The sequence below is a fragment of the Janthinobacterium sp. PSPC3-1 genome, assembly GCF_049896105.1.
Taxonomy (GTDB): domain Bacteria; phylum Pseudomonadota; class Gammaproteobacteria; order Burkholderiales; family Burkholderiaceae_D; genus Janthinobacterium.
Genome location: NZ_JAFCTQ010000002.1, coordinates 385,113 through 410,785 on the forward strand (window position 1 = coordinate 385,113; position 25,673 = coordinate 410,785).

General features: G+C 61.7%; 19 protein-coding genes and 1 pseudogene. 8 read left to right on the forward strand and 12 right to left on the reverse strand.

Annotated elements, in window-relative coordinates; translation table 11 throughout:
- Positions 1 to 18 precede the first annotated feature (18 nt).
- On the reverse strand, positions 19 to 1,044 hold the full coding sequence (locus ACP7B7_RS04020) for a LacI family DNA-binding transcriptional regulator (RefSeq protein ID WP_426075807.1): 1,026 nt from the start codon (positions 1,042 to 1,044) through the stop codon (positions 19 to 21).
- Between the two features lie 205 nt (positions 1,045 to 1,249).
- Here ACP7B7_RS04020 and ACP7B7_RS04025 point away from each other — a divergent pair.
- From ACP7B7_RS04025 to ACP7B7_RS04035, 3 genes and pseudogenes are all read left to right on the forward strand, one after another.
- Positions 1,250 to 2,488 (forward strand): annotated as a pseudogene (locus ACP7B7_RS04025) (malic enzyme-like NAD(P)-binding protein); the annotation flags it as partial.
- Positions 2,489 to 2,745: 257 nt separating this feature from the next.
- Complete coding sequence (locus ACP7B7_RS04030) at positions 2,746 to 3,957, forward strand: O-antigen ligase family protein (protein WP_308924651.1); 1,212 nt, start codon at positions 2,746 to 2,748, stop codon at positions 3,955 to 3,957.
- A 150-nt stretch (positions 3,958 to 4,107) separates the two neighbouring features.
- Complete coding sequence (locus ACP7B7_RS04035; RefSeq protein ID WP_308924650.1) at positions 4,108 to 5,208, forward strand: glycosyltransferase family 9 protein; 1,101 nt, start codon at positions 4,108 to 4,110, stop codon at positions 5,206 to 5,208.
- A 10-nt stretch (positions 5,209 to 5,218) separates the two neighbouring features.
- Here the strand turns inward: ACP7B7_RS04035 and ACP7B7_RS04040 are convergent, their stop codons facing one another.
- The 4 genes from ACP7B7_RS04040 to ACP7B7_RS04055 all read right to left on the reverse strand — a co-directional run bounded on the left by ACP7B7_RS04040 (position 5,219) and on the right by ACP7B7_RS04055 (position 9,578).
- Positions 5,219 to 5,827 carry a response regulator transcription factor gene (locus tag ACP7B7_RS04040; protein ID WP_308924649.1) on the reverse strand — a complete coding sequence of 203 codons (609 nt, stop codon included), beginning with the start codon at positions 5,825 to 5,827 and terminating at the stop codon, positions 5,219 to 5,221.
- The gene (locus ACP7B7_RS04045) at positions 5,824 to 7,413 is read right to left on the reverse strand and encodes an ATP-binding protein (protein WP_308924648.1); all 1,590 of its coding nucleotides are present in this window, start codon (positions 7,411 to 7,413) and stop codon (positions 5,824 to 5,826) included. Before ACP7B7_RS04045 ends, ACP7B7_RS04040 begins: the two co-directional genes overlap by 4 nt.
- Before the next feature lie 87 nt (positions 7,414 to 7,500).
- The gene (locus ACP7B7_RS04050; RefSeq protein ID WP_308924647.1) at positions 7,501 to 8,916 is read right to left on the reverse strand and encodes an ATP-binding protein; all 1,416 of its coding nucleotides are present in this window, start codon (positions 8,914 to 8,916) and stop codon (positions 7,501 to 7,503) included.
- Positions 8,913 to 9,578, reverse strand: a complete 666-nt coding sequence (locus ACP7B7_RS04055) for a response regulator (RefSeq protein ID WP_426075808.1) — start codon at positions 9,576 to 9,578, stop codon at positions 8,913 to 8,915. Before ACP7B7_RS04055 ends, ACP7B7_RS04050 begins: the two co-directional genes overlap by 4 nt.
- Positions 9,579 to 9,746: 168 nt before the next feature.
- Here ACP7B7_RS04055 and ACP7B7_RS04060 point away from each other — a divergent pair, with 168 nt between their 5' ends.
- The 4 genes from ACP7B7_RS04060 (at position 9,747) to ACP7B7_RS04075 (ending at position 12,632) form a co-directional block, all read left to right on the forward strand.
- Positions 9,747 to 10,565 (forward strand): MipA/OmpV family protein, encoded by an 819-nt coding sequence (locus tag ACP7B7_RS04060; RefSeq protein WP_426075809.1) that lies wholly within the window; start codon positions 9,747 to 9,749, stop codon positions 10,563 to 10,565.
- Between the two features lie 102 nt (positions 10,566 to 10,667).
- Positions 10,668 to 11,195: a hypothetical protein gene (locus ACP7B7_RS04065; RefSeq protein ID WP_426075810.1), complete on the forward strand. Its 528-nt coding sequence runs from the start codon at positions 10,668 to 10,670 to the stop codon at positions 11,193 to 11,195.
- A gap of 41 nt (positions 11,196 to 11,236) precedes the next feature.
- Positions 11,237 to 12,220: a VirK/YbjX family protein gene (locus ACP7B7_RS04070; protein ID WP_426075811.1), complete on the forward strand. Its 984-nt coding sequence runs from the start codon at positions 11,237 to 11,239 to the stop codon at positions 12,218 to 12,220.
- 181 nt (positions 12,221 to 12,401) lie between these two features.
- Positions 12,402 to 12,632 carry a DUF6139 family protein gene (locus ACP7B7_RS04075; protein ID WP_094441797.1) on the forward strand — a complete coding sequence of 77 codons (231 nt, stop codon included), beginning with the start codon at positions 12,402 to 12,404 and terminating at the stop codon, positions 12,630 to 12,632.
- Positions 12,633 to 12,698: 66 nt separating this feature from the next.
- Here ACP7B7_RS04075 and dnaE read toward each other — a convergent pair whose 3' ends face one another.
- On the reverse strand, positions 12,699 to 16,235 hold the full coding sequence (dnaE, locus tag ACP7B7_RS04080; protein ID WP_426075812.1) for a DNA polymerase III subunit alpha: 3,537 nt from the start codon (positions 16,233 to 16,235) through the stop codon (positions 12,699 to 12,701).
- A gap of 137 nt (positions 16,236 to 16,372) precedes the next feature.
- Between dnaE and ACP7B7_RS04085 the strand changes: the two genes are divergently transcribed.
- Positions 16,373 to 17,281, forward strand: a complete 909-nt coding sequence (locus ACP7B7_RS04085) for a sulfurtransferase (RefSeq protein WP_426075813.1) — start codon at positions 16,373 to 16,375, stop codon at positions 17,279 to 17,281.
- Between the two features lie 59 nt (positions 17,282 to 17,340).
- On the opposite strand, the gene ACP7B7_RS04090 is transcribed toward ACP7B7_RS04085, so the two are convergent.
- From ACP7B7_RS04090 to ACP7B7_RS04115, 6 genes are all read right to left on the reverse strand, one after another.
- Entirely contained in the window at positions 17,341 to 19,788 is a 2,448-nt protein-coding gene (locus ACP7B7_RS04090; RefSeq protein WP_426075814.1) for a hypothetical protein, read from the reverse strand.
- A gap of 153 nt (positions 19,789 to 19,941) precedes the next feature.
- Positions 19,942 to 20,751: a PIG-L deacetylase family protein gene (locus ACP7B7_RS04095; protein ID WP_426075815.1), complete on the reverse strand. Its 810-nt coding sequence runs from the start codon at positions 20,749 to 20,751 to the stop codon at positions 19,942 to 19,944.
- Complete coding sequence (locus tag ACP7B7_RS04100; RefSeq protein ID WP_426075816.1) at positions 20,741 to 21,592, reverse strand: GNAT family N-acetyltransferase; 852 nt, start codon at positions 21,590 to 21,592, stop codon at positions 20,741 to 20,743. The genes ACP7B7_RS04095 and ACP7B7_RS04100 overlap by 11 nt, the downstream gene beginning before the upstream one ends.
- Positions 21,589 to 21,921, reverse strand: a complete 333-nt coding sequence (locus ACP7B7_RS04105) for a GtrA family protein (protein WP_426075817.1) — start codon at positions 21,919 to 21,921, stop codon at positions 21,589 to 21,591. The genes ACP7B7_RS04100 and ACP7B7_RS04105 overlap by 4 nt, the downstream gene beginning before the upstream one ends.
- Before the next feature lie 29 nt (positions 21,922 to 21,950).
- A complete protein-coding gene (locus tag ACP7B7_RS04110) occupies positions 21,951 to 22,919 on the reverse strand; it encodes a glycosyltransferase family 2 protein (protein WP_426075818.1) in 969 nt (322 codons plus the stop codon).
- Positions 22,920 to 23,022: 103 nt separating this feature from the next.
- Positions 23,023 to 25,623: a methyltransferase domain-containing protein gene (locus tag ACP7B7_RS04115; protein ID WP_426075819.1), complete on the reverse strand. Its 2,601-nt coding sequence runs from the start codon at positions 25,621 to 25,623 to the stop codon at positions 23,023 to 23,025.
- Positions 25,624 to 25,673: the final 50 nt, after the last annotated feature.

Consider the following 25,673-nt stretch of genomic DNA (forward strand, 5'->3'; position numbering starts at 1 on the left):
GCGGCCTCCGGGACTGCATCAAGAGCGGGGCGGCGCCGTCGATTCGCGCACCACCAGTTCCGGTTTCAGGCGCACGTCGACCACCGAGGAATCGGGCGCGTCGATGGTTTGCAGGATCAAGCGCGCCGCTTCGGCGCCGATGCCGTGGTGGCGGATGCGGATGGTGGTCAGGGGTGGGCGGATCATGTCCATATACGGCATGTCGTTGTGGCCGACCACGGAAATGTCTTCCGGGCAGTTCAGGCCCAGCTCGCGGATGGCGTCGTAGCAGCCGATGGCGACCAGGTCGCTGCCGGTGACGACGGCCGTGGTCTGCGGCGACTGGCGCAGCAGTTCCAGCAAGGCCGCCTTGCCGCATTCGCGCGAATAGCCGCTGCTTTCAAACACGAACGCTTGCGAAGCGTCCAGTTCGCTGGCTTCGATGGCGGCCAGGAAACCCGTGCGGCGCACATGGCCGGTGGACAGGTTTTCCGGGCCGGCGATATGGGCGATATGGCGGTGGCCCAGCGCCAGCAGGTGGCCGACGGCCAGGCGCATGCCGACCACATCGTCGCTGACCACGCAGGAAGCCACGCCATTTTCGTCGCTGCGGTTGACGGTGACCACCGGCACGTTCTGGGCCATGCACATCTTGATGACGGGGTCGTCGCGCCGCGCGGTGGCCAAAATCAGGCCGTCGACCTGCTGGCCCAGCAGGCGATTGATGACGAACAATTGTTCCTCTTCGTCGGCGCCGACATTGGCGACGATGGACAGGTAGCCGTGCTTGCGCAAGCCTTCCTCAATGCCCAGCAGAATCGGTGGAAACACGGCGTTGGTAATGTCGGGCAAGACCACGCCGATCACGCGCGACTTGCGCGTGACCAGGGTCGAGGCGGCGCGGTTCGGGCGATAGCCGAGCCGGGCGGCTTCGGCCAGCACGCGCTTGGCGACTTCGGCGCTGACCTTTTGCCGCGTTTCCGGGTTCATCACGCGCGACACGGTGGAAAAGTGCACGCCGGTGGCCCGCGCAACGTCGCTTAAGGTGGGGTTCTTGTTTGTCATGGGTTTTCCGGATGCAATAGCGTGATTTTATCGCACAAACGGCGTGTGCCGTCAAAAACCGAGCAAACGCTTGCATTGACGCTTGCCCCTGGTTCAAAGCGCTTTTCATGGGATTGTCACAAATAGAGCCTTGACAGCGTGCAAACGCTTGCATAACATGGTCCGGACTTACCACTCGGGCGATCGCGCCCCACCAAGAATTCTTATGTCTACTGCCCAAAGCAAGCACGCCGAGCAAACCGGCGAAGCCTTCAACCTGAAAGAAGCCGCCCTCGCCTATCACGCCGAGCCCCGCGCCGGCAAGATTTCCGTCACCCCGACCAAACCGCTGGGCGATGCCCGCGCCCTGACCCTGGCGTATTCGCCGGGCGTGGCGTTTGCGTGCGAAGCGATCGTGGAAGATCCGCGTTCGGCCGGCATCTACACCTCGCGCAGCAACCTGGTGGCAGTGATCACCAACGGCACCGCCGTGCTGGGCCTGGGCGATATCGGCCCGCTGGCCAGCAAACCGGTAATGGAAGGCAAGGCCTGCCTGTTCAAGCAGTTCGCCGACGTCGACGTGTTCGACATCGAACTGGCCGAGAACGATCCGGACCTGTTCATCGACACCGTGGTGCGCATGGAGCCGACCTTCGGCGGCATCAACCTGGAAGACATCAAGGCGCCGGACTGCTTTTATATCGAGCAGCAATTGCGCAAGCGCATGAAAATTCCCGTCTTCCATGACGACCAGCACGGAACCGCCATCATCGTCGCGGCCGGCATCCTGAACGGCCTGGAACTGGTCGGCAAGGACATCGGCAATGTGAAAGTGGCTGTCTCGGGCGCCGGCGCGGCCTCGATCGCCTGCCTGGACCTGCTGGTCTCGCTGGGCCTGAACAAGTCCCTGCTGAAAGTATGCGACAGCCAGGGCGTGATCTACCCGGGCCGTGACGCCAGCATGGAAGAGAACAAGGCGCGCTACGCGAATGACACCAGCGACCGCGACCTGGCCGACGCCATGGTCGGCGCCGACATCTTTATCGGCGTGTCGAAAGGCGGCGTGGTCAGCGCGCAGATGGTCGAATCGATGGCCGCCAAGCCGCTGATCTTCGCCCTGGCCAATCCGCATCCGGAAATCGCGCCGGAAAAAGTGCACGCCGTGCGCGACGACGCCATCGTCGCCACCGGCCGCTCGGATTACCCGAACCAGATCAACAACGTGCTGTGCTTCCCGTACATCTTCCGTGGCGCGCTCGACGTGGGCGCCACCACCATCAATGAAGAGATGAAGCTGGCCTGCGTGCGCGCGATCGCCGCACTGGCCAAGGAGCCGCTGCCGGGCCACGAAACCAGCGCCCTGACGCCATTGCAGCTGATCCCGTCGCCATTCGACGAACGCCTGCGCAGCTGGGTCGCGCCAGCCGTGTCGCAAGCGGCGATCGACACGGGCGTAGCCACCCGCGCGCCGGCAAAATAAAGTCTCCGGGCTTGGCCGGCCGCAAGCCGGTCATGCCGGCAATGAGGCAAGTTACTATTGCTTACAAAAAAAGAACCATGGTGCAAACCATGGTTTTTTGCGTTCTCCCCTATGAAAACCATCAAGCCGTAGCGCTTTGACAAGCCTGGAACGCTCTTTCAACGCAGGGCTTTCGTCTACAATGGCGCCTGCCTCGATGTTGTTACAGTAACCATTTTTACCGGAATTTCCAGGGACCTGCAATGCTGCGTTTAACTTCTGTCTGCGTTTTTCTTTTTTCAGCCTTGTCCCTGTCGGTCGGCAGCGGCTACTCGCTCGGCGCCGTGGTGTTGTTACTGAGCAGCACCTGCCTGCTGTGGCAGCGTCCGCGCCTGGGGCTGCAGCGCCAGGACTGGCTGTTGATCGCGGCGCTGCTGGCGTATTGCCTGGTCTTTGTCGCCAGCATGCTGTACCACGGCGATCCGGGGCGCGAATTCGACATGCCGCTGCGCGCCCTGCTGGTGGTGCCGGTGCTGCTGCTGCTGCTGGCGTATCCGCCGCGGCCCGCAGCCTGGTGGAGCGGCGTGGCCGTCGGCGCCATCGCCGGCGCCGCGCTGGCGCTGTGGCAATTCACGATGCAGGACATGGAACGCCCGCAGGGCTCGACCAGCAATGCCATCCATTACGGCAATGTCAGCATGCTGCTGGGCATGTTGTCGCTGGCCGGCCTGGAATGGGCCAGGGCGCGGCGCCGTGCCCTGGCCTGGAGCGCCTTGCTGCTGGCCGGTTGCCTGGCTGGCGTATTCGGCTCCATCCTCAGCGGCAGCCGCGGTGGCTGGGTGGCCTTGCCTGTTTGCGTGCTGATCATCTCCATCCAGAACGCCCGCGTCCATGGCTTGCGCTACCTGGCCATCACGCTGTCCACCATGGCCGTGTTGCTGACGGTGGGCTATTATCTGCCCCATTCGCCGATCGAGGAGCGCGCCTCCATTGCCATGACGCAAGTGGAAAAATTCAACGATGCCAGCAATGCCGGCACGTCGATCGGACAACGCTTCGTGATGTGGCGCACGGCGTGGCACTTGTCATCCGAAAACCCGGTGCTGGGCATGGGACGCAACGGTTACATGGCAGAAAAACAGGCGATGGTCGCCCAAGGCAAGCTCAACGCAGCCTCCCTGAGCATCACCAATGCGCACAATGACTATCTCGACGTGCTGGTCAAGCGCGGCACGCTGGGCCTGCTGGCCCTGTTCGGCCTGCTCCTGTTACCCTTCTGCCTGTTTGCGCGCGCCCTGCGCCACGGCGCGGCCAGCGGCCACCCGTTTGCGCTGGGCGGCGTGGTGCTGTGCACCTGCTACAGCATCTTCGGCCTGACCACCAGTTCGCTCACCTTGAATATCGGCATCATCATGCTGGTGTTCCCGATGGCCATGCTGTGGGCGCTGCTGCGCCATGCCCAGCGCGGCACATGATTAATAGAGCTCATCGGTGATCCCCCATTGAGTGTGTGCACTGAGTCGTGGTATTGTCCCATCGACAAATAATGAAACCGCCAGTCACCGCCATCGCAGGACGCCGGCGGCCTGGCTTGCCCGACTCACTCCACCACACCGCATTGCACCATGACCCCTCTGATCCCCGCCGCACTGCTCGCCCAGTCGGACAAGATCCTCTTTGTCGCCCATTTGGCGCTGGGAGACTACACCTATATGCAAAACGGCTTTCGCGCCTTTGCCGCCGCCTATCCGCACCTGAAGATCCACCTGTGGATCGATGAAGTGCGGCGCACCGACGACGCGGCGCAATGGGAAAGCCTGCGCACCTATTCGCTGTATGACTGGGTCGAGCAATCGGGGCTGTTCGCCAAGGTGTACCGCAAGACCTACAGCCCGGCCCTGTACCAGGAAAGCGTGCGCGAGGCGCAGGCCGAGCATTATCCGGTGGTGGTGTCGCTGGCGCATATCCGCCCGCAGCGCTATGCCCACCTGGCGCGCGCCATCAGCCCGGACGGCCTGGTGATCGGCATGCGCAAGCGCGTGACCATCCTGCGCCCGATGCACTATTTTGCCTACCGCAAGCTCGACGCCCTGCTGACGCCGTATGCGGGCCAGGATGCGGGCGAACACCATATCAGTGCCGTCTATGCCGACTGGTTCCGCCAGCTGACGGCACTGGAGATTCCCGTCGCCGAACGCTACCCCTATGTGCACCTGCCCGAAGAGGCACTGCAGCAGGCCCGGCAGCAACTGGCCAACTGGGGCTTTGACCAGCGCCAGGGGCCGCTGGTGCTGCTCAATCCGTTTGCCAAGTCGCACAAGCGCGGCTGGCCCCTGGAGCGCATCAGCGCGCTGATCCAGCGCATGCAGCAGCAGCCCAAATGGGCCGGCGCCTGCTTCCTGATCAACGCCATGCCGCACGACCTGGCCAAGGTGAACGCCGCCGTGGCGGCAGCCGGTCTGGCGCGCACGCAGGCCTTCAGCGCGGTCGACAACTTCTTCCAGCTGCCGGCCATGCTGGCGCAGTGCGACCTGATCATTTCAGTGGAAACGTCGATCATGCACCTGGCCAATGCCGTGCACGTGCCGGTGGTGGCGCTGATGCGCAAGAAGAACCCGGAATGGGCGCCGTTCGACAGCGCCAACAGCACCGTGCTGACGGTGGCCAGGCGCAACGACTGGGTCGATGCGATTACGGTCGAACAGGTGCTGCAAGCCATCAAATAATACGTGGGGGCTAGTCGGTCCCCAGCATGCTGATGCGCACCAGGTCGGCCACATTGTCGACCCCCAGCTTGTCCATCACGCGCGCCTTGTGCACTTCCACGGTGCGCACGGAAATGCCCAGCACGGGCGCGATGTCGCGGTTGTGGCGGCCCGTCACCACCAGCTGCATCACTTCCCTTTCACGCGGCGTCAGGCTGCGCAGCAAGTCCAGCCCTTCCTGCTGGCGCCGCAACTGGCCGCGCGTGGCCGCCTCGCGCGAAAACGCTTCGGCGATGGCCGCCAGCAGCTTGTCGTGGTCGAACGGTTTTTCCAGGAAGTCGCTGGCCTGGGCCTTGAAGGCCTGGCGCGCCAGGGTCACGTCGCCATGGCCGGTGACGATAATCACGGGAAGCAGGCAACCGAGTTCCAGCAGCCGGCGCTGCAGCGACAGGCCATCCATGCCTGACATGCGGATATCGATCAGCACGCAGCCGGCCCACTCGCGCTGCCAGCCCAGCAAGAAATCCTCGGCGCAGGAAAACAGGGCGGTGCGGTAGCCGCGCACGCCCAGCAGCAAGCCGAGCGCATCGCGCACGGCGGGGTCGTCATCAACGATAAATACGGTCAAATCACTGCTCATGCGGGCTCTCCGGGCGATGCCGCGGTGGCACGCGCCAGCGGCAGGATAAAGCGAAAAATGCCGTGGCTGCCGACTTCGGCCCACAACTGGCCGCCATGCGCCTCGACGATGCTGCGGCTGAGCACCAGCCCCAGTCCCAGGCCGCTGGCCTTGCTCGATACAAACGGCTCGAACAAGCGCGCCGCCAGGCTGCTGGAAATGCCGGGGCCGCTGTCTTCCACCGACAGGCGCAGCCGGCCGCCGTCGAGCCGCTCGGCACTGAGGGTGATGCGGCGCCGGCTGCGCGGCTGGCCCAGCACTGCGTCCTGGGCGTTGGCCAGCAGGTTGCGCAGCACCAGCTCCAGCTGCAGCCGGTCGGCGTTGATGGCCAGCGGCTGCGGTGGCGCCAGCACCAGCTCGATGCCGTGCTCATGGAACTGCGGCGTGAACTGGCGCGCGATGCCGGCGATCAGGGCGCTCGCCTCGACCACTTCGAGCTGCATCGCGCCGGTGCGGAAGAAATCGCGCAGGCGGCGCACCACCTCGGCCGCCCGCCCCGATTCGACGATCATGTGGCCGATGGCGTTTTGCAACAACGGTCCGCTCTCGCCCCGCTCCAGCAGGTATTCGCAGGCCTTGCCGTAGGTCGACAGGGCCGTCAGCGGCTGGTTCAGCTCATGCGCGAGGGCGGCCGCCATTTCGCCGGCGGCGGCCAGGCGCATGGTGTGCTTGAGTTCATGCGAAACCTGGCGCACCTCGTCGACCACGATGCCGATGAAAAAGCCCACCAGCGCCAGCATGGCGTCGAGCAGCTGCAACTCGTAAAACTGGATATGCACCGCATGCGACCATTTCACCAGGGTAATGATGCACAGCTGCAGGGCGAATACGGCCAGCACGGCGCCATACAGGCCCTGGCGCGAAGCGGCCCAGATCACCGGCAGAAACAGGAAATAGAAATGCTTGTATTCGCAGCGCAAAATGGAGCCGAACACGCTCCACAGCACGAAGCCGCCCAGCGCCAGGTAGGCCAGGGTTTCCCAGCGCCAGATGGCATTGCGCAGGCGTTCACGGCCGCGCTCGCTGACCAGCACCCAGATCAGCGGCATCGACACCAGCATGCCCACCGTGTCGCCGACGCCGAAGCGCAGCAGCGCGGTGGCCCACTCGCCGGACGGGATACGCCCCGTCAGCGACAGCAGCGACATGTAACCGACGGCATTGAACAAGGTGCCGGCCATCACGATGCCGGCCCAGGCCAGCAAACGGCGCCGGTTGTCGAACATATTGCTGCTGCTGAAACGGCGGCGCAGGGCTTCGCCGATCATGCCGTAGCCCAGTACCAGCCAGGCCGAACAGAGCAAGGTCAATGGCAGGCCGGCCGGCAGGCCGCGCACCAGCACTTCGGCGCTGAGCAGGGCGACGAACCAGGGCAATGCGGCCTTGCGGCCATGGATCAGCCAGAATACCAGGCCCAGCGCGGGATCGGGATTCCAGGGCGTGATGTTCAGGCCATACATCGGATCGATGTAAGTGGCCCAGTCAAACAGCAGGTACAGGCCGACAAAGGCGGGGTACTGCAGATGGCGGGACAGGGATGGGCGCATAACGGTGTTTTTTTAACGTTCCGCATTATGCATCGCGGCTGCGCGCAGCGCCATCACATGTTGCATTTCAAGCACAGATAATAATACTTATGCAATCCGTGGCGCAGGCATGCGCGCCAGCGGCAAGCGCACTTCCACCAGCAGCCCTTGGCCACCATCGGCCTGGTGCAGCGCAATGCCGCCGCCATGCTGCGCCACCACCGCGGCGACGATGGACAGGCCCAGGCCGCTACCGGGCTGGTCTTGTTGGGGCGCGCGGAAAAAACGGTCGAACACGCGCGCATGCAGGGCGGCCGGAATGCCGGGCCCCTGGTCGGCCACGTGCAGTACGGCGTGATCGCCCTGCGCATGCAGCGCCACCGTCACGCTGCCGCCGCGCGGACTGTACTTGACGGCGTTTTCCACCAGGTTGTCGATCAGCGACACCAGGCTCTCCCGCTGGCCCGGTACGCAGAGGGGCACGGCGGCCTGCAATTCCAGCTCGATGCCGCCTGCCTGCGCCAGGCAGGACAGGGCCGCCAGCCGGTCCTGCAGCAACACGTCGAGCGCCTGCGGCGCGGCCTGCTCACCGGCTTCGGCCTGCACCTCGCTGCGCGTGAGCTGCAGCAACTGCCCCACCAGCCGCGCCGCGCGGTTATTGCTGTTCAAGATACCGTCGAGCAATTCCTGCTGGCGCGGATCGCGTGCCTGGCCCTGCAAGGCCTCCACATTGATGCGCATCGCCGCCAGCGGCGTGCGCAGCTCGTGCGTGGCGTCGGCGATGAAACTGCGTTCGCGCGCGGCGCTGGCGTCGACCCGCTGCAGCAAGGCATTGATGCTGTCGACCAGCGCCGCCAGCTCGCCATGCGGCGGCTTGAAGGCCAGCGGACGCAGGTCGCGCGGGCCGCGGGCCGACACTTCCTGCGCCACCTTGCGCCAAGGCCGCAGGGCCAGGCGGATCGACAGCCAGGCCGGCAGCAGCAGGAATGGCAGGCTGATCAGCAAGGGCAGCAGATAATAGCCGCGTGAATTGATGGTGATGAAAAACTGCCACGGTCCGCCCGCTTCCAGTATGGTCACCCGCGTGGCGCCCTCGGCCAGCGTGCGCGTGTGCCAGGGCTGGCCCTTGATCCGCACCACTTCGGTCTCGACCGGGCCGGCGCTGCGGATGCCGTCCGGCGCGCCGGGCGAGCGGTAGATCAGCTGGCCATCGCGCCACACCAGCGTCAGCGGCGCCAGTTCCGGCAGTTCGCCATCGACGAATTCTTCGCGCAGCGCCTCATCGATCGCGAGCAGGCTGTCGTGCTGGCGCTGCGGCTGGTCGGCCAGGTTGTCGGCCACGCTGATCACGGCGCGCAGCGCGCCACGGCTGATGCTGCTGTCTTCATCGGAGCCTTCGACCAGCACAAAAGCCACCGCCATGCTCCACAGCACGGTCAGCATCAGCATCTGCGCCATCAGCAGGCGGCGCACCAGCGTCGGCCGGCGCAACATGGCCCAGCCGCGCAGCAGCAGGCCCCTCATGCCGTGTCGCCCTGCTGGTCGATCACATAGCCGACCCCGCGCACGGTGCGGATATAGCCCTCGCCTATCTTGCGGCGCAAGTTCCCCATATGCACGTCGAGCGTATTGCTGGCATTGGCCAGGCCGCCCGGCAAGATATGTTCTTCCAGCACGCGGCGTGTGATGACGCGGTTGGCGCGCATCAGCAGGGTTTTCAGCAAGGCATATTCGCTGGCCGTCAGTTCCACCGCACGCCCGTGCACGCTGACCCGGCGCGTCGGCACCTGCAGCAGCAGGCCGCGCAGCTCGATGGTATCGCCGTCAAAACCGTAGCTGCGGCGCGCCAGCGCGCGCACGCGCGACAGCAGTTCGGCCAGCACGAACGGTTTCACCAGGTAATCGTCGGCGCCGCCATCGAGGCCGCGCAGGCGCTGCTCCAGGGTATCGCGGGCGCTGAGGATCAGCACCGGCAAGCGCGCCGCACGCAGCCGCGCCAGCAAGTCCAGGCCGTCGCCATCGGGCAGGCCCAGGTCGAGCAGCACCAGCTCGCATCTGTCGTGTTCGATGCTGCGAGCCGCGTCGTCCAGGGTGCGCACCCACACCACCTGCATGCCCTGGTCGCGCAAGGCAATCCGCACGCCGTTGCCCAGGTCCATGTCGTCTTCGATCAACAATATTTTCATGAACGGTATTAAACCATTGCAAGCTGAAGAACAGGTAAAGAACGGTTCTTCATGCAATCTTCATGCATTCCTCAGGCAAGGTTCAGCTTTACTTCAAGGCAACGTTTCATAATGCGCACTGTCAATCGAGCCATACGGGACTCGGTTCTCCATCTGAAGGAAACCACCATGCAATCATCCACCCTGCTGACCCTGGCCGGCCTGCTGTGCCTGCCCCTGTCCGCGCTGGCGGCCGGCGACAGTGCCGGCGACACCAGCGGCAACGTCCTGACCGTCGGCGCCGGCGTGGCCGCCGGCAGCCCCTATGCGGGCGACGACCGGACCAAGGTCATGCCCCTCATCGTGCTCGACTACAGCATGGCCAACGGCTTTTTTGCCAGCACCATGCGCGGCCTCGGCTATGGCGGCCAGGCCGGCGCCTTCAGCTACAGCGCCGCGCTCGGTTACCGCGGCGAACGGGCCGACCACCAGCGCAAGGGCTTGCGCGGCCTGGCCGGCAGCGACTACCTGAAAGGCATGGGCAAGGTCGAAGGCAATGCCAGCGCCTTGCTGAGCCTGGGCTACTCGCCCCTGCCCGGCCTGCAGCTGAGCGTGGCTGGCGATATTCCGCTCAACCACCGCGAGAACGGCGCCACGGTGCAGCTGGGCGCCAGCGGCCAGGTGTACAGCCGCAAGGACGGCCGTGGCGTGCCGCAAGACACGGTCAGCCTGGGCCTGCAAACGAGCTGGGGCGAAAAGAAATATCTGCAAACCATGTATGGCGTGACGGCGGCGCAGGCGGCCAGGACGGCATTTCGCCAGTACACGCCGAAGGGCGGTTTTCATGAAGCGCAGGCCAGCGTCAGCTGGGAACACCGCATCGATGCAAGCTGGGGCGTCAACACCGTGCTGGGCGTGGAACGGCGTCTCGGCGACGCAGCGAAGAGTCCCATCGTGCAGCGCAAGACTGCGCCGATGGGCGCCGTGTATGTCACTTACCGGTATTAAAAATCCCCTGTCATAAGGGAAGCCCGTACGCCATTTCGCCAATTTACAGGGGCAAAGACGCTGGCTAAGATGGGGCCGTTTTCCTGACAACGGCACCCATCCATGCAAGCTGCACACCCTGTTCCGCCACGCCATGCGCATGCCACCGAGCATGCGGCAAGTGCGGCCGGCAGCGGCCAGGCAACGCTGCAATTGCTGCTGCCGGTCAAGCGCGTCGGCGACATCGTCTACGGCGCGCGCTACGCCAGGCGCTTGCGCGAGTGGGGCATCCATGTCCATGTCAGCCTGCTGCATGTGACGCCACCGCTGGCGCAACATGCCGACGGCACCGCCATCCATGGCCAGGACGACAATGACGCCGCCGCGCAACTGATGCGTGAAGCCGGCCTGTACCTGAGCCGCTCGCATCTTTCCTTCAGCACCCATATTTTCTCGGGCGAACGCCTGTTCACCATCCTCGATACCGCCGAGCTGCTCGGCTGCCATGAAATCGTTTTGCCGGTTCTGAAAAACAGCTCCTGGCAGCGCCACTTTGCCGACACCCTGGCGCACAGGCTGGCGCGCGCCACGCGCAGCGCCACGGTACTGCTGGCCGACGCCGACGGCTTCGGCGGCCCGCCCTCGACTTGACGTTCCCGCCTTCCCCTCGTTTTCTTACCCAAGGACTGTCCATGACACAAGCCATTACCCTGCATGCCGGCCTGACCAATATGCCGCCCGGCTTCGCGCGCCTGCGCGAACTGCTCAAGCTGCAATTGCGGGCCCGTTTGCAACAGCGCGAGACACGCATCTGGCTGCAGCTGCTCAACTCCCATCCCGTGTTCCAGGACTTGCTGCGGGCCTATCCACGCATGATGCACAAGGTCTACCGTCATTACCTGAGCAAAACCCTGTCCTGCAGCCAGCGCGTGGCCTTGCTGGTCGATCACTACCGCTTTATCCTGCAACAAGGCTGGGGCAAGCTGATGGTGGACGCGGCGCACCAGCCGGTGCTGCTCGGTTCGGTCGCAGGCAAGTCCGGCGAGCTGTACCACCTGCAGTTGACATCGCTGTCGTGCATGGACCGCGAAGGCGAAATGGTGCTGCAACTGATGCACGGCGGCGAGATGCTGTATGCGGTGGTGTTTACCTTTTTCGGCTGCCGCACGCGCGCACCGATGGAGCTGGGCGTGCGCATCGGCTGTCTCCAGGGACCCAGGGGCGAGGAAAGCTTGCGCCGCGTGCGCGAAGCAACGCGCGACCTGCACGGCATGCGTCCCAAGTTCCTGATGATGCGCCTGGCGCGCCAGCTGGCCTGGGAACATGGCTGCCGCACCATGATTTTGGTCGGCAATGACAATCGCACGGTGCACCATTCGGCGAAAAAACATGGCCGCCTGATGGCCGACTACGACAGTGTCTGGCAAGAACTGGGCGCCCAGGCGCGACGCGATGGCGATTTTGAACTGCCGTGTGAAAACATGCCGCCGCTGATGCTCGATGAGATCGCCTCGAAAAAACGCTCGGAAGCACGCAAACGCCATGAACTGACCCTGACCATGATCGCGACCTTGCGTAGCGGCCTCGACAACCATAGTGTCGCGGTTTCCCTGTGCGGCATCGCCCCTGCCGCCAACGATTCCCAGCATCAACTCGCGCCCGCCGCCGTCGCCTGACCCCTGCCCCAGCAAGCCCGGCGCCCCGCCCCCGCGCCCAGCCACGCCTCCCCAGCCTCTACCACCGTTTTTCCCACAGCACGCAGACAAAAAGCATGCTCCCCGCATTCCTGTTACGCTAGCACGATCGGTTGGCACGCCAGGTGCGCCGTTTCCCCTAACGCTTACAAGGAGGCAAGTCATGCGCGTCGATATCTACCGTCGAGCCGAACACGATGGCATTTTTTCCTATCTCGCCGTGCCAGAAGGAAAGATCATTCCCGAAGAAGTCACGAGCACCGACTGGCAACTGGAAACCCAGGCCAGCGAAGTGGCCGACGATGCCCAGGCCTTGCCCGACTACCATATCGAACATCCGCTGCAGCAGATCGCGGCAAAAGGCTATGCGATCACCAGCCTCAAGGATATGTAAGGTTTCACTGTAAAAAAAAGCCGGACCTTCACGGTCCGGCTTTTTTTTCTTCCAAGGCTAGACGCCTCAGTATTCCACTTCCACTTCCTGCGCGCCCAGCTGCTGCACCAGCGCCGTCTGCAACTCATCCGATGGCGCGACCTTCCACTCATCGCCGAACTGCAACACGCAACTGACGCCTTGCGGGCTGACCTTGGCCGCGATCGGCAAGCCATCCTGGGCGCGGTACGGCATCAAGACGTCGCTGATGCGCTTCATGTCGAGCGTGGTCGGCAGGGTCAAGCCCAGCTGGCGGCCATACTGCACGCGCGCCGAGATAATATCGAAAGCGCTCTCGGCCATGATGCGCAAGCCACCCGAAAAACGGTCTTCCGAGACCTTGCCCACCACCGCCAGGAATTCGTCTTCCTTGAAGATCTTCTTGTTCTGCTCGAACAATTCGCTGTACACCGTCACTTCCACCGTGCCGCTCTTGTCGTCCAGGGTGACGATGACGATCTTGCCGCGCTGCGTCATCTGCGTGCGCAGGCCGGTGATCACGCCGGCCATCATGCGCGGCTCGCGCGACGGCGACAGGTCCGACAGCTTGGTGCGGGCAAAGCGGCGCGCTTCGGGCGCATACGAATCGAACAGATGGCCGGACAGATAAAAGCCCAGGGCAATCTTTTCTTCAGTCAGGCGCTGCTTGTCGGTCCACGGCTGCGCCTTGACGTACTCGGGCGGCGCCACCATGTCGCTGTCGTCGCCGCCGAACAGGCTGACCTGGTTGGCCGCCTTGGCGGCCTGGTCGGCGCATTCCATGGCGAACGCGACCGAGGCCAGCAAGATCGCGCGGTCGACCTTCAGGCAGTCGAAGGCGCCGCTGCGGATCAGGGATTCGATGGTGCGGCGGTTGATCTGCTTCTTGTCGACCCGCTTGCAGAAATCGAACAGGCTGACAAACGGCCCGCCCGCCGTGCGCGCGGCAATGATGGCCTCGATCGCGTTCTGTCCCGAGCCCTTGACGGCGCCAAGGCCGTAGCGGATCTGCGTGACTTTCTTGCCACTCACCGAAGGCGCTTCGCCGCTCGGCGTGAAGCGGTAATCGGATTCGTTGATGTCCGGCGGCAACAAGGTCAGCTTGCAGATGTCCAGCGAGTCTTCCACCAGGATCTTGATCTTGTCGGTGTCGTCCATCGCCAGCGACAAGTTGGCGGCCATGAAGGCGGCCGTGTGGTGCTGCTTCAGGTAGGCCGTGTGGTAGGACAGCAGGGCGTAGGCGGCGGCGTGCGATTTATTGAAACCGTAGCCGGCGAACTTTTCCATCAAGTCGAAGATCTCGTCGGCTTTTTCAGCCGTCAGGCCGTCTTTCGCCGCACCGGCGCGGAAGATCTCGCGGTGCTCGGCCATCTCTTCGGCCTTCTTTTTACCCATCGCGCGGCGCAGCATGTCGGCGCCGCCCAGCGAATAGCCGCCGACGATCTGTGCCATCTGCATCACCTGCTCCTGGTACACCATGATGCCGTAGGTTTCGGACAGAATCGATTCGGTGCGCGGATCGGGGTAGTCAAAGCGCTCGCCGTGCTTGCGCTTGCAAAAATCGGGAATCAGATCCATCGGGCCCGGACGGTACAAGGCCACCAGCGCGATAATGTCTTCGAAGCGGTCGGGACGCGCGTCTTTCAGCATGCCCTGCATGCCGCGCGACTCCAGCTGGAACACGGCCACGGTCTTGGCCTTGGTCAACAGGTCATACGAGGGCTTGTCGTTCAGCGGCAAGGTCGCCAGATCAAAATTGGCCTGGGCCGGGTCGAGCTGCTTGATGTAGCGCACCGCGCGGTCGAGAATGGTCAGCGTGGTCAGGCCCAAAAAGTCGAACTTCACCAGGCCGACGGCCTCCACGTCGTCCTTGTCGTACTGCGAGACCACGCCCGAATCGCCGCCCTGCGTGTACAGCGGGCAGAAGTCGGTCAGCTTGCCCGGCGCGATCAAGACGCCCCCCGCGTGCATGCCGATATTGCGGGTAATGCCCTCGACCTGCTGCGCCAGGTCCAGCAGCTGCCTGACCTCTTCCTCGTTTTCCTGGCGCTCCTTGAGCAGCGGTTCCTCTTCGATGGCGTCGGCGATGCTGACCGGTTTGCCCGGCTTGAACGGGATCAGCTTGGAGATGCCGTCGCAGAAGTTATAGCCGAAGTCCATCACGCGGCCGACGTCGCGGATCGCGCCCTTGGCCGCCATGGTACCGAAGGTGGCGATCTGCGAGACCGCCTCCTTGCCGTACAGATCCTTGACGTGCTGGATGACGCGGTCGCGCCCTTCCTGGCAAAAGTCGATATCGAAGTCGGGCATCGAGACGCGTTCGGGATTCAAGAAGCGCTCGAACAGCAGGTTGTATTGCAGCGGATCGAGGTCGGTAATCAGCAACGAATACGCGACCAGCGAACCCGCGCCCGAGCCCCGGCCCGGCCCGACCGGCACGCCGTTTTCCTTGGCCCACTGGATAAACTCGGCCACGATCAAAAAGTAGCCGGGGAACTTCATGTTGCAAATCGTATCGGTTTCGAATTTCAGCCGTGCCTCGTAGCGTGGCCGCTCCTTCTCGCGCCGCTCTTCATTCGGGTACAGCTGCAGCAGGCGCTTCTCCAGGCCGGCCTGCGATTCGGCCACCAGGAATTCATCGATCGTCATGCCCGGCGGCGTGGGGAAATTCGGCAACTGCGGCTTGCCCAGGGTCAGGGTCAGGTTGCAGCGCTTGGCGATCTCGACCGAGTTGGCCAGCGCGGCCGGCAGGTCGGCGAACAACTCCTGCATTTCCGCCTGCGACATGAAGCGCTGGCTGTCGTTGAAACGTTTCACGCGCTTGGCGTTGGCCAGCATCTCGCCTTCGGCGATACAGGTGCGCGCTTCGTGGGCGATGAATTCTTCGGGCGAAATGAATTGCACCGGATGGGTGGCCACCACCGGCAAGCCCAGCTTGGACGCCAGCGCCACCGCATGGCGCACCTGCGCTTCCTGGTTGGCCTGGCCGCCGCGCTGGATTTCGATATAAAAATGGCCAGGGAAGATCTCGGCCCAGCGCTGGGCGTTGCGTTCTGCCAACGCCAGGTTGCCGTTTTCAATCGCGATACCAACGTCGCCAAAATGCGCGCCCGACAACACGATCAGGCCATTGGCCGCGCTTTCGCCCGGGTATAAGTCATAAGTATTGCTGGCCAGCGCCTGCAGCCATTCGATGCGCACTTCGGCGCGGCCCTTGTACTGATTCGTCAGCCAGGCGGTCGACAGCAGTTCGCACAGTTGCAGATAGCCCATGCGGTTTTTTGCCAGCAGCAGCAGGCGCGACGGTTTTTCGCGGTTATCGTCGTTGGTAATCCACACATCGACGCCGACCACGGGCTTGATGCCCTTGCCGCGCGCGGCCTTGTAGAACTTCACCATGCCGAACAGGTTCGACAGGTCGGTGACGGCCAGCGCCGCCTGCTTGTCCTTGGCGGCGGCGCCCACCACGTCGTCGATGCGCACCAGGCCGTCGACGATCGAGTACTCCGAGTGCACGCGCAGGTGGACGAATCCCGGGCCTTGCGCGGCGGGCCTGACCGTTGCCGGAGCGCCGGCTTGCTGCATTACCATTTCCATCTTTGTGTACCCATCGTGCAAAATTCAATGGGGTCTATTCTACCGCGTCGCGGCCATCGGCCGGGTATCGTGGCTGGCCCGGCGGGCTTATAATATCGGCTGTTCAGTCCAATCCGATCGCCATCATGCATTCCGATATACACGCCACCCCCGCCATTTCCACCGCCGCCAGCCCTGTGGCGGCCGCGCCTGCCGATTCTTTTGTCAATATTGCAGCGTATAAATTCATCACGCTGGACGATACGGAAGCCATGCGCCCGCTGTACCAGGAGCAATGCCTGGCGCTGGCGCTGAAGGGCACCATCCTGCTCACCCCGGAAGGCATCAATATGTTTTTGTCGGGCACGCGCGCGCATATCGACGCGTTTCTCGCCTGGGTGCGCAGCGACGAACGGCTGGCTGACCTGGAGTGGAAGGAAAGTTTATCCAATGAGCAATCGCACAAGCGCATGCTGGTGAAGCTGAAAAAAGAAATCATCACCATGCGCATGCCCTTGATCAAGCCGGAACTGGGCCGCGCGCCGTCGGTCGACGCGCACACGCTCAAGCGCTGGCTGGACGCCGGCGTCGACGACGCGGGCAAGCCAGTGGTGATGATGGAAACGCGCAACGCCTTCGAAGTCGACGTGGGTACTTTCAACAACACCTTGGATTATCGCATCGACAAGTTTACGGAATTCCCGGCCGTCGCCGCCGCGCACAAGGATGAGCTCGAAGGCAAGACCGTGGTGACCTTCTGCACCGGCGGCATCCGCTGCGAAAAAGCCGCCATCCACATGAAGGAAATCGGCTACGACAGCGTGTACCAGCTCGATGGCGGCATTTTGAAATATTTCGAGGAAGTGGGCGGCGAACATTACACCGGCGACTGCTTCGTGTTCGACTACCGCACCGCCCTCAATCCGAAGCTGGAACCGACCGAAACGGTGCAGTGCTTCGTGTGCCGTGCGGTGGTGACGCCACGCCAGCAGCTGGCGCCCGAGTATGTGTACGAAGTGTCTTGCCCGCATTGCCACGGCAAAGAGTCAGCCTGATGTATCGCTGAAACCGGCAGTGGCGTGGCAGCAACGCCACGACACATTCCCACATTCGATTACCGCAGGCCGACCGCCACTTCACGCAGCGTCAGCGATGGCGTATCCCGGCTGGTCACGATCAGGGTTCCGCGGCTGGCGCCAGGTGGCACAGGGATGGTTTCCGCTATCGCCAGATTATCCTGATTGCATTTGACTAGGCGATAATAAACCGGACCGGCATTCCAGTTGATCTGCGCGATCAGGCTGCCATTCTTGTCGGCACACATCATGCTAGCGCTGTAACGCGCCGCACTGGCCCGCCCGCTATCGAATTCCGCCACCACCAGCGGCGTATTGCCGACCACCAGCTCACCCGTCTTTGTGACCTTGACGGCCGACGGCGGCGCAGCACCGAAATGGGCTTTGAAATCGCCGATGCGCACGGCATCGCGATATGCCAAGGCGTGTTCATGCAGGCGATACATCACGATATCGCCCTTGACGGACAGCGCTTCTCCAAAACGGTCCAGATGCGCACGCAGCATGCTGCGATAGGCATTGCTTTCATCGACAGGCTGCCGAAGGTCCCAGTACACGTAGCCGATCTTGTGTGTTGCAAGGAAAGCCGTCATATCGGCCGGTACACGTATCGCATCGGCTTGCGTCTTGGTGGCAGGGGCATACCAGTTGACATAGGTCGGGCTGGTTTCAAGCGTAGCGCCGAAGGGCCGTCCATCCTCGTACAACACGCCAGCACCGGGAGCATGCCGGTTGACATAAGCATTGAAACGTTGCTCCGGCATCAATTCATCGAGCAGCTCGTCACGCATTTCATGGCTGTAATATTTACTGGCAGGTTTGTCAAAATACCAGCCAATACCTGGAAAGAAAAACATGTTTATTCCAGCAAACACCAGCAGCGTGATGGCGACCGCCTGGCGGCTACGCGTCTGCAGAACGCCGCCGTGGCGGCCATAAAACAGGGCGCCGATCAGCACCGAAGCAAGCGGCAACACAGGAAACAGATAACGCCAATATTGTACGGCCGCAAACATCACCAGGCCAAAACCGAGCATGGGCAGCAAGATGCGCACCGCTCGACGCTGGCGGCCAAATATCAGCAACAGCACCACAGCCAGCGGCAACAACAGCAAATACTGAAACCCTGCCACGAAATTGCGCGACTCATAATGGCGCGAGGTATTGAAATACAGGTCCCAGTAACTTTTCCACGACACGCCGGTGACATACCGGGTATCGAGAAAATTGTAGGGGCCAAAATAAGGCGATTTGAAATAGCCGTTATACAAAGGAAACAGCGGATTGCCAGTGACCTGCCAGGCCACTACGTACGAATGGAAGGCGACCACGCTGGCAACCAGGAAAATGACCGCCATCGCCAGCCATTGCTCGCTGCGCGTCGGAGGCAGCCTCAAGCCGCGTTGCAGGAAGCGTTCCAGCAGCAATGCCACCAGCAGCAGCACGCCCAGCACGGCGCCAGGCAGCTTGGTGGCGGCGCACAGCGCCGCGATCATCAACAGCGCCGCACTGCGGGCACTGACCAGTCCATGCCGGCGATCAAGCACCAGCAGGGTGCCGGCGGTCGCCAGCACGGCCAGCATCAACTCCGTCTGCAAGCCCGTGAGCAAGGCAGCGAGCAACGGTGTGGTGGCAAACAAGATGATCACCAGCAAGCGCTGATTCAGGCGGCGATTGACCAACGCCGTCAACTGCCACATGCAATACAACAGAAAAGCCAGCAGGGCCAGGTTCATGGCCGCGCGCGCGTCCGCCTGGGCCACAAGCGAAATAACAGCATGCATCAGGTCCACGGCAAACGGCGCTACCAGCCAGATCTGCGAACGCACGTCGAAGTCAAAGATGTGCTGCGTGCTCAAGACGGTCCACATGCGCAGGTGGGTCGTGTTGTCGTCATAGTTTAACGTGGGAAAGAACGCAAACCGCGCCACATAGCCGATCACGATAATGGCAAGCACAAGCAAAGGATAAGACATGCCGTCGCATTGTGCTGCGGCTTTGCGCCAGGCGTCCAGCGCGCGTGGCGCATACAGCGACGGCAACTTGAACAGCCAGGCCAACAGGACAGGCACGCCCAGGATCGCCACATACACCTTGACGTAATTGACGGGGAAATGGATAAGCATGCCGAACAGGGCCAGGTAGCTGCCCGCGCCAAGCACGAGCGACTCCACCAGTAACAGGCGCTGCCGCTCTGCCTGGAAGCTCGCATATAACATCAGGCGCCCAAGGCAATACGAAGCCATCGAAAAATAGATGGTTGCCGCCACCTGGCCCAAGCCCACGCCGGCAATCAGATACAGTCCGATGAATCCAGCCAGCACCATGGCTTTCGCGCGCACGCGCGCCAGATGCAAGACATACGCGAGCGCGGTGCAAAAAATAATCCACAAGGCCAGATCCATCATGCCCCTGCCGCCCCAATTGCGGTACTCCGGATGCCAGGCGCCGATACCCATCGGCACGAGCGCGACAGCAAACAACAAACATAAAATTTTTACAAGATCAAACCGGGCGTGCAGAAGGCGTTTGGTGAGAATAGGCATAAATAAGACGCGGTAAAGGACAGAATCGGGTTATCTGCGCGCGCATCGTCACCGTCGGTGCGCGCGCGGCAGGCATAGCAGGGCGTCAAGCCATCAGGGCAGGCCGGCGCGCCATTGTGCAAGACGCGCTTGCACCGTTTGCCATGTGGAGAAGCCTCTTTTTTCATAGTACAGCGGCCCCGCATGCGGCCGCTGCAACACGCGTTCGGCAGCGACCGGCTGCAACGCCTGACGCCCATCGAACAGGTAGTGCAACAGCACGAAAGGCAGCAGGCCGATCCATGTCATGCGCTGCGATGGATAGCGCAGGCACAGGCGCAGAAAACGCAACCGCTGTTGCCATGGAATCGTCGTCGTTTCCACCGCACCGTTCAGCGCCAGCGGTGACAGGACGCGGAAGAACTGCCAAGGGCAGCGATTGCCGTTATATAGCGCAAACTGGCGCAAGACGGGAACCTGGCGGCGCGCGCCGAACACCTGCAAGCCGATGGCGTGCAGCACATCGTGATCGGGGTGTCCACCCTCCCAGGCCAGCAGGTAAACGACTGCAAGATCGTGCCACGCCGCTGTTTCGGCCGACAGCCAGGTAGCGGCCGTGGCAACATGCTCTTGCAGTGCGCCATCGGGAATGGCCAGTACATGTCCGGCAAAGCAGATATCGGCGGGCGCCACGCCCAAACCGTGCAATACGGCCAGTGATTCTGCATTGCGGCGCGCAGGATCAGCGCCTGCCGGTACGCCGCTGGTCAGGTACATGCAGATCACTCTTCGTCCGCGCTGCAGTTCGTCAACTATCCGTTGAAATACACCAAATTCGTCATCCTGATGCGCAAACAGGAACAGCGCGATCGGTGCGGTGCTGGTGTTTAGCTGCGCCGCATTGAATCGATGATCAGTACGCATCAAAATCGAGGAATGAGAAGGAGATATGAGCGGCTTCCAATTGCACTGGCGATGGCGTTAGCGAGCGGAAAATCAGATTCAGCGGCGAAGGGCGCAGGCGTTCAGGAATTTCAGCATAGCGAACATAACCACCAGCGTCGTGCGGCGTAAGGCCCAGGAACAGGCGCAGGGGCGACAGGCTGGCTTGGGAATATCCCTGAAAACCTGCAATCGGGGGCAACTCGGCATAGATCGGCAGCAGCTTGCCGAAGGCCTGCGCATGCAAGGCGATGCCATCATTCCGTTCGCGGCCATGGATGCGGTTGGTCGGGTTGGCACAGCGCCATGCCAGTGATTCGGCACTCCAGACACGTTCGAACTGCGTCTGCCTTGCCGCTGTTTCGCGGTCGACGCCCAGACTGCCAACGCCGATCCTGGCAGTCAGCGGCTGCACCAACTGGAAGCCCAGCTTGCGCACAAAACCCGGTGTGCTGTTGGCGTTGGCCACGCCATACACACTGCCATAGCCGAGTTCGGCACCGGCCCGGTACGTCATCTCGGCCAGCTTGGTAAACATGCCCTTGCCCTGGTAGGCGGGATGGGTGGCCGTATTGAGTGACAACAGGGTTTTTTCCAGTTTGCCATTGACCCGGATTACGGCGGGAATGCAGACATAATGGGCAGCAAGAATGTCGCCGTCATAGGCATCGAACCCGACCACGGTGCCATCGGGATTATCCCCATACAGCCAAGCCAGCGCGGCAGGTGAAAATTTGTCCTGCTTTGAGAAGCAGGCAGTAAACAGCGCTTCATAGCGCAGCAACGATTGGGCATCGACGCTTGCTGGCGAAAAAGAAATCATTTGAATACCCAATACTTGCTTAATAAAAATCCGTTTGCAGCCACCACTGGCAAGGACAGCAATTTCCCGGCCAGGAAATCGCCGGTCAATTGCATCGAGAAATACGACAGCAACAGCGTAAATCCATAGTTGATGGCAACGACCACGCCGAACTTCATCATGGTCGCATGCGAGCTGGCTACCTTGAAGGTGATTTTTGCATGCAATACATAATTGGCGACCAGACCCAGCAAAAAGCCGATCGTGACGGCGCTACCGTAATACATGCCGGCGTAAACCAGTGCCTTAGCCGACAGAATATCGATCAGGGCGCAGAACACGCCCACCATCACAAAGAAAAATAGCTGCTTCCTGATGATCATTTTTTGCTATGCCGGCGCAGCGGGCGGCGTGGTACCGAAGCGATATCTTCGGCCAGGAACGCGAGTAACAGCTGGAAACCCACGATGACAGGCATGGCCGACAGCATGACAGTACCGGCCGGCGTCGAGGTTCCCAGCTGGATCGACAACAGCCAATGATAACCGCCGTACAGGGCACCAAACAGCACCATGCCCAAGCCCAGCGGCAATTCGAGCGAGGCTGGCGACATATTGCGCAAATAGTAATTATAAAAAATCCGCTTGCTGAAATTGCGCGCGTGCTTCGCCAGAAATTCGCCGACGATACTGGAAATTTTCAAACCACTGACTTCGTCGCCATAGTGCGCATCCATGGGTACGTCGACCACCACCGCCCGCAACGTATTCAAGCGGAACAGCATGTCAGTTTCAAAAAAATAACGCTTGCTGATTTTCGGCAGTGGCAGGCGACGGGCAACACGGCAATGTATGGCCGTGTAACCGTTGGTCGGATCGAACAGGTCCCAATAACCGGAGGACAGCTTCGTCATGAACGACAGGACGGCATTGCCGATCAGGCGCACCTTGGGCATAGCACGGATTTCTTCGAGATTATAGAAGCGGTTGCCTTTGGTATAGTCAGCCTCGCCAGCGACAATCGGATCGATGAAGTCGGGAATCAGGGCCGGGTCCATCTGGCCATCGCCGTCGATCTTGACCATAATGTCCATGCCCTCGGCAATACCGGCCTGATAACCGGTCATCACCGCACCACCGACACCGAGATTCTCCGGATTTTGCAACACGACCACCCTCGGATCGTCACAATGCTCGCGCACAAATGCGCCCGACTGCATCGGACAGAAATCGTCCACAACATAAATCCTGCACACTTCCGGTCCGATGCGGCGTATTACATCGAGAATATGATCACGAACTTTGTAACTGGGAATAACGACAGCAATCTGGTTTTTTTGTGTAGTCACTGAATTCACTAACGTTTTATCGCCTCTGTATTATTAAAATTGCGTGAAAATCCGACTCTGCGCGCGTTTCAATCGTCGTAAGAAAAACGACAGCAAGGCAACTTCACGCCATCGTCGCATCGGCGCTATTGTCTGCCAAAGCCCGTAATGCAACGTAACTATTCTGTATCATCTCACTATATTGCGTATTTTGAAAGCCCCACAAAGTGGAATGCACCTCTTCGCGATGGCCTACCAAAAACGGCAAAGCGACGATGACGCGCAACTCTTTCTGGCGTTCCACATATTTGTCGATGGTATTGGTTTGGTCGTTGCGATGCGACGGATCCCATGATGCCAGCAGGCGCAAGGCCGAAGTGTCATAGATATTGCATACCATGCTGGTCATCTTGTCGACGGTCAGAAAACGCATGCCTTGGAAAACTTCCGAATGCAAGATCCGGGTGTCAGGATGCAGTGATGCAATGACGCCGGCAAAAATATCCCACTGCCCTGCGCGGGCATCCAGGTAAGCATTTACAGTACGCATCTTTTCCTCGAAGTCCTCAGGCAGCAAGGCATCGTCTTCCAGTACCGTCAGCCGCGTCACGTCATGCTTCAAGGCGTGCCGCGCCAGGGTCGAGTACGACAGGGCGCAACCGACCCAGCCCGGACGCAGGCGCACGCCGTCGAATACGGCGCAGTCCTGCGGCTTGTTCGCTTCGAAGATACGGCGCCGGACGATGGTTTCCGGCATCGACAAGGCCACCCGCGTGCTGCCCGGCGGTACCGGGATGGTGACGTCCTTGAGCGTGTCGGTGTCCAGCAGGTTCATGGCCACCAGGAACCTGCCAAACATATAGGTAAAGCGCTGGTCCGACAAGCTGGCCGATGCCTTGACCGCCTCTTCCGGTACTTGCTGGGCCAGTGCATGGCGTACCGCCGCCACCATGGCGTCGGCATTGCCCTGTTCAAAGAATGTCACCGCCCCTGCCAGTTCCGGATAATCCGCCTGATCCTGCGAAGCCTCGGACACCAGCGGTATTCCCAGCGACAGGCATTCCTGGACGCGCGGCATTTCCAGCAAGGCATTCTCGTAATAGTGCAGGTTGATCACGATCCGGGCGCTGCGGATGGCCGCATTCATGTCCGCCCCAAACACCTCGCTGCACACACGCACATTGAAATGCTGCTTCAAGGTATCGAGCATGGCGCGGCGGCGGGCAGAACTGTTCGAATCGCCATAGAACAGCACATCGCATGTTTTTTCCACTGGCGCGGCGACGGGCGCATACGCCGGATCGGCCCCTACCGGCAAATAATAGACATGCGGGTAGGCCACATTGTGCTGGGCGAGAAACTCGATGTTGACGGTTGCATAATCGAGCACCGCCATGGAGTGCTCGAGGATGTGAAAATAGTCATCGGTAAACCAGCGCGAGCTGACCGACTGTTCCATCTGATACACGATGCGCCGTTCGCCCGGCGGCAGCTGCTTGAACATTTGCGGGCAGACCACGATATACATCTGATGGGGAAAACCGGCTGGCGGCTCGGTCGTGATATCGACTTCCCACCCCTGATTGCGCAACTGGCGCGCAATCAGATGGGCAATGAACAGGGTATGCGGCGTGGCCATGACGCACCAGTGCTTCGGCGGACCACTGAGCAAGATGGCATGCGAGACACGGTCGGCCCGAAACGCCCGCAGGCGGTTGGCCAATCCTGCAAAGTCGCCACGCAAGGCATAGCGCAAGCCATTGCGCGACAGGCGCAGCAGCGTCCTGGCCTTGCCGGTCTTGCGCGACACCCAGCGCAGCGCACCGGTCGCACGCCAGGAGCGGGAGCGATAGATGGCGTCGAGCTCTTCGTGCTGCAACTGGCTCAGCGATTGCACGCGGTGCAGTTCGGAAAAGACATTTGCTTCCCTTGCCGCCGTCAATGCCAGCTGAGCCCGGACGTCGGCCAGCTGTTCCGTCGTGGCCTTGAGCGTATCGATGTCATGCTGACGCGCGCGCTGTTCGGTCGACATCATGTCGAGCAGTCTGGAAAAATCCTGCTCGCGCAGATGCAGATGTTCAAACGAGCGCTGCAGTTGCTCGCGCAATTCGATTGCCTGCACGGTGGACGGCCGCGTCGCCACCGAGGTGGAACGGTTCAGCCGCCGCTGGTAGGTGCCATGCTTGATGGCCACAAAATACAGATCGCAGGTTTCGTGTCCGATCGAGAACTCGGCAAACTGGAACATGGCGGGCACGTCGATCTCGGCGCGCACATCGTGTTCATCGAGATTGCGGTAATAGTCGGCCCACTCATCATCGACTTCAGCCAGCAACGGTGCATCGGCAGGCGTGGTGCGGCGCGTGCCATGCTCGGGGCGTCCGGTGGTGGCACAGGTCATCAGCAGCATGCCACCCGGCCGCAGCAGGCGTATGGCATTGTTCAGGGTGGCAACCCAATGGCGGTCGTGTTCCAGGCATTCGGTGGAAATCACCATGTCGAAGGTCGCATCCGGCAGGCCCAGTTCATGGCCGGGGCAAATGATGTCGACATTGCGGCCTTCCGCGATGTCCAGGCCCAGATACAAGGTCTCGGCATCGAACAGCACCTGGTTATTGCCATTGATATCGAGCGCGCCGATATCGAGCACCATGGTGCCGGAAAAATACTGCGGAAAGCGGGCTTTGACGGTTTCGCAAAATGCTTGCTGTTGTGGATGAGCCATTATGTAATCTATCTATTGAATGAATAAAGCGTGCGGACGGCCATTGATGC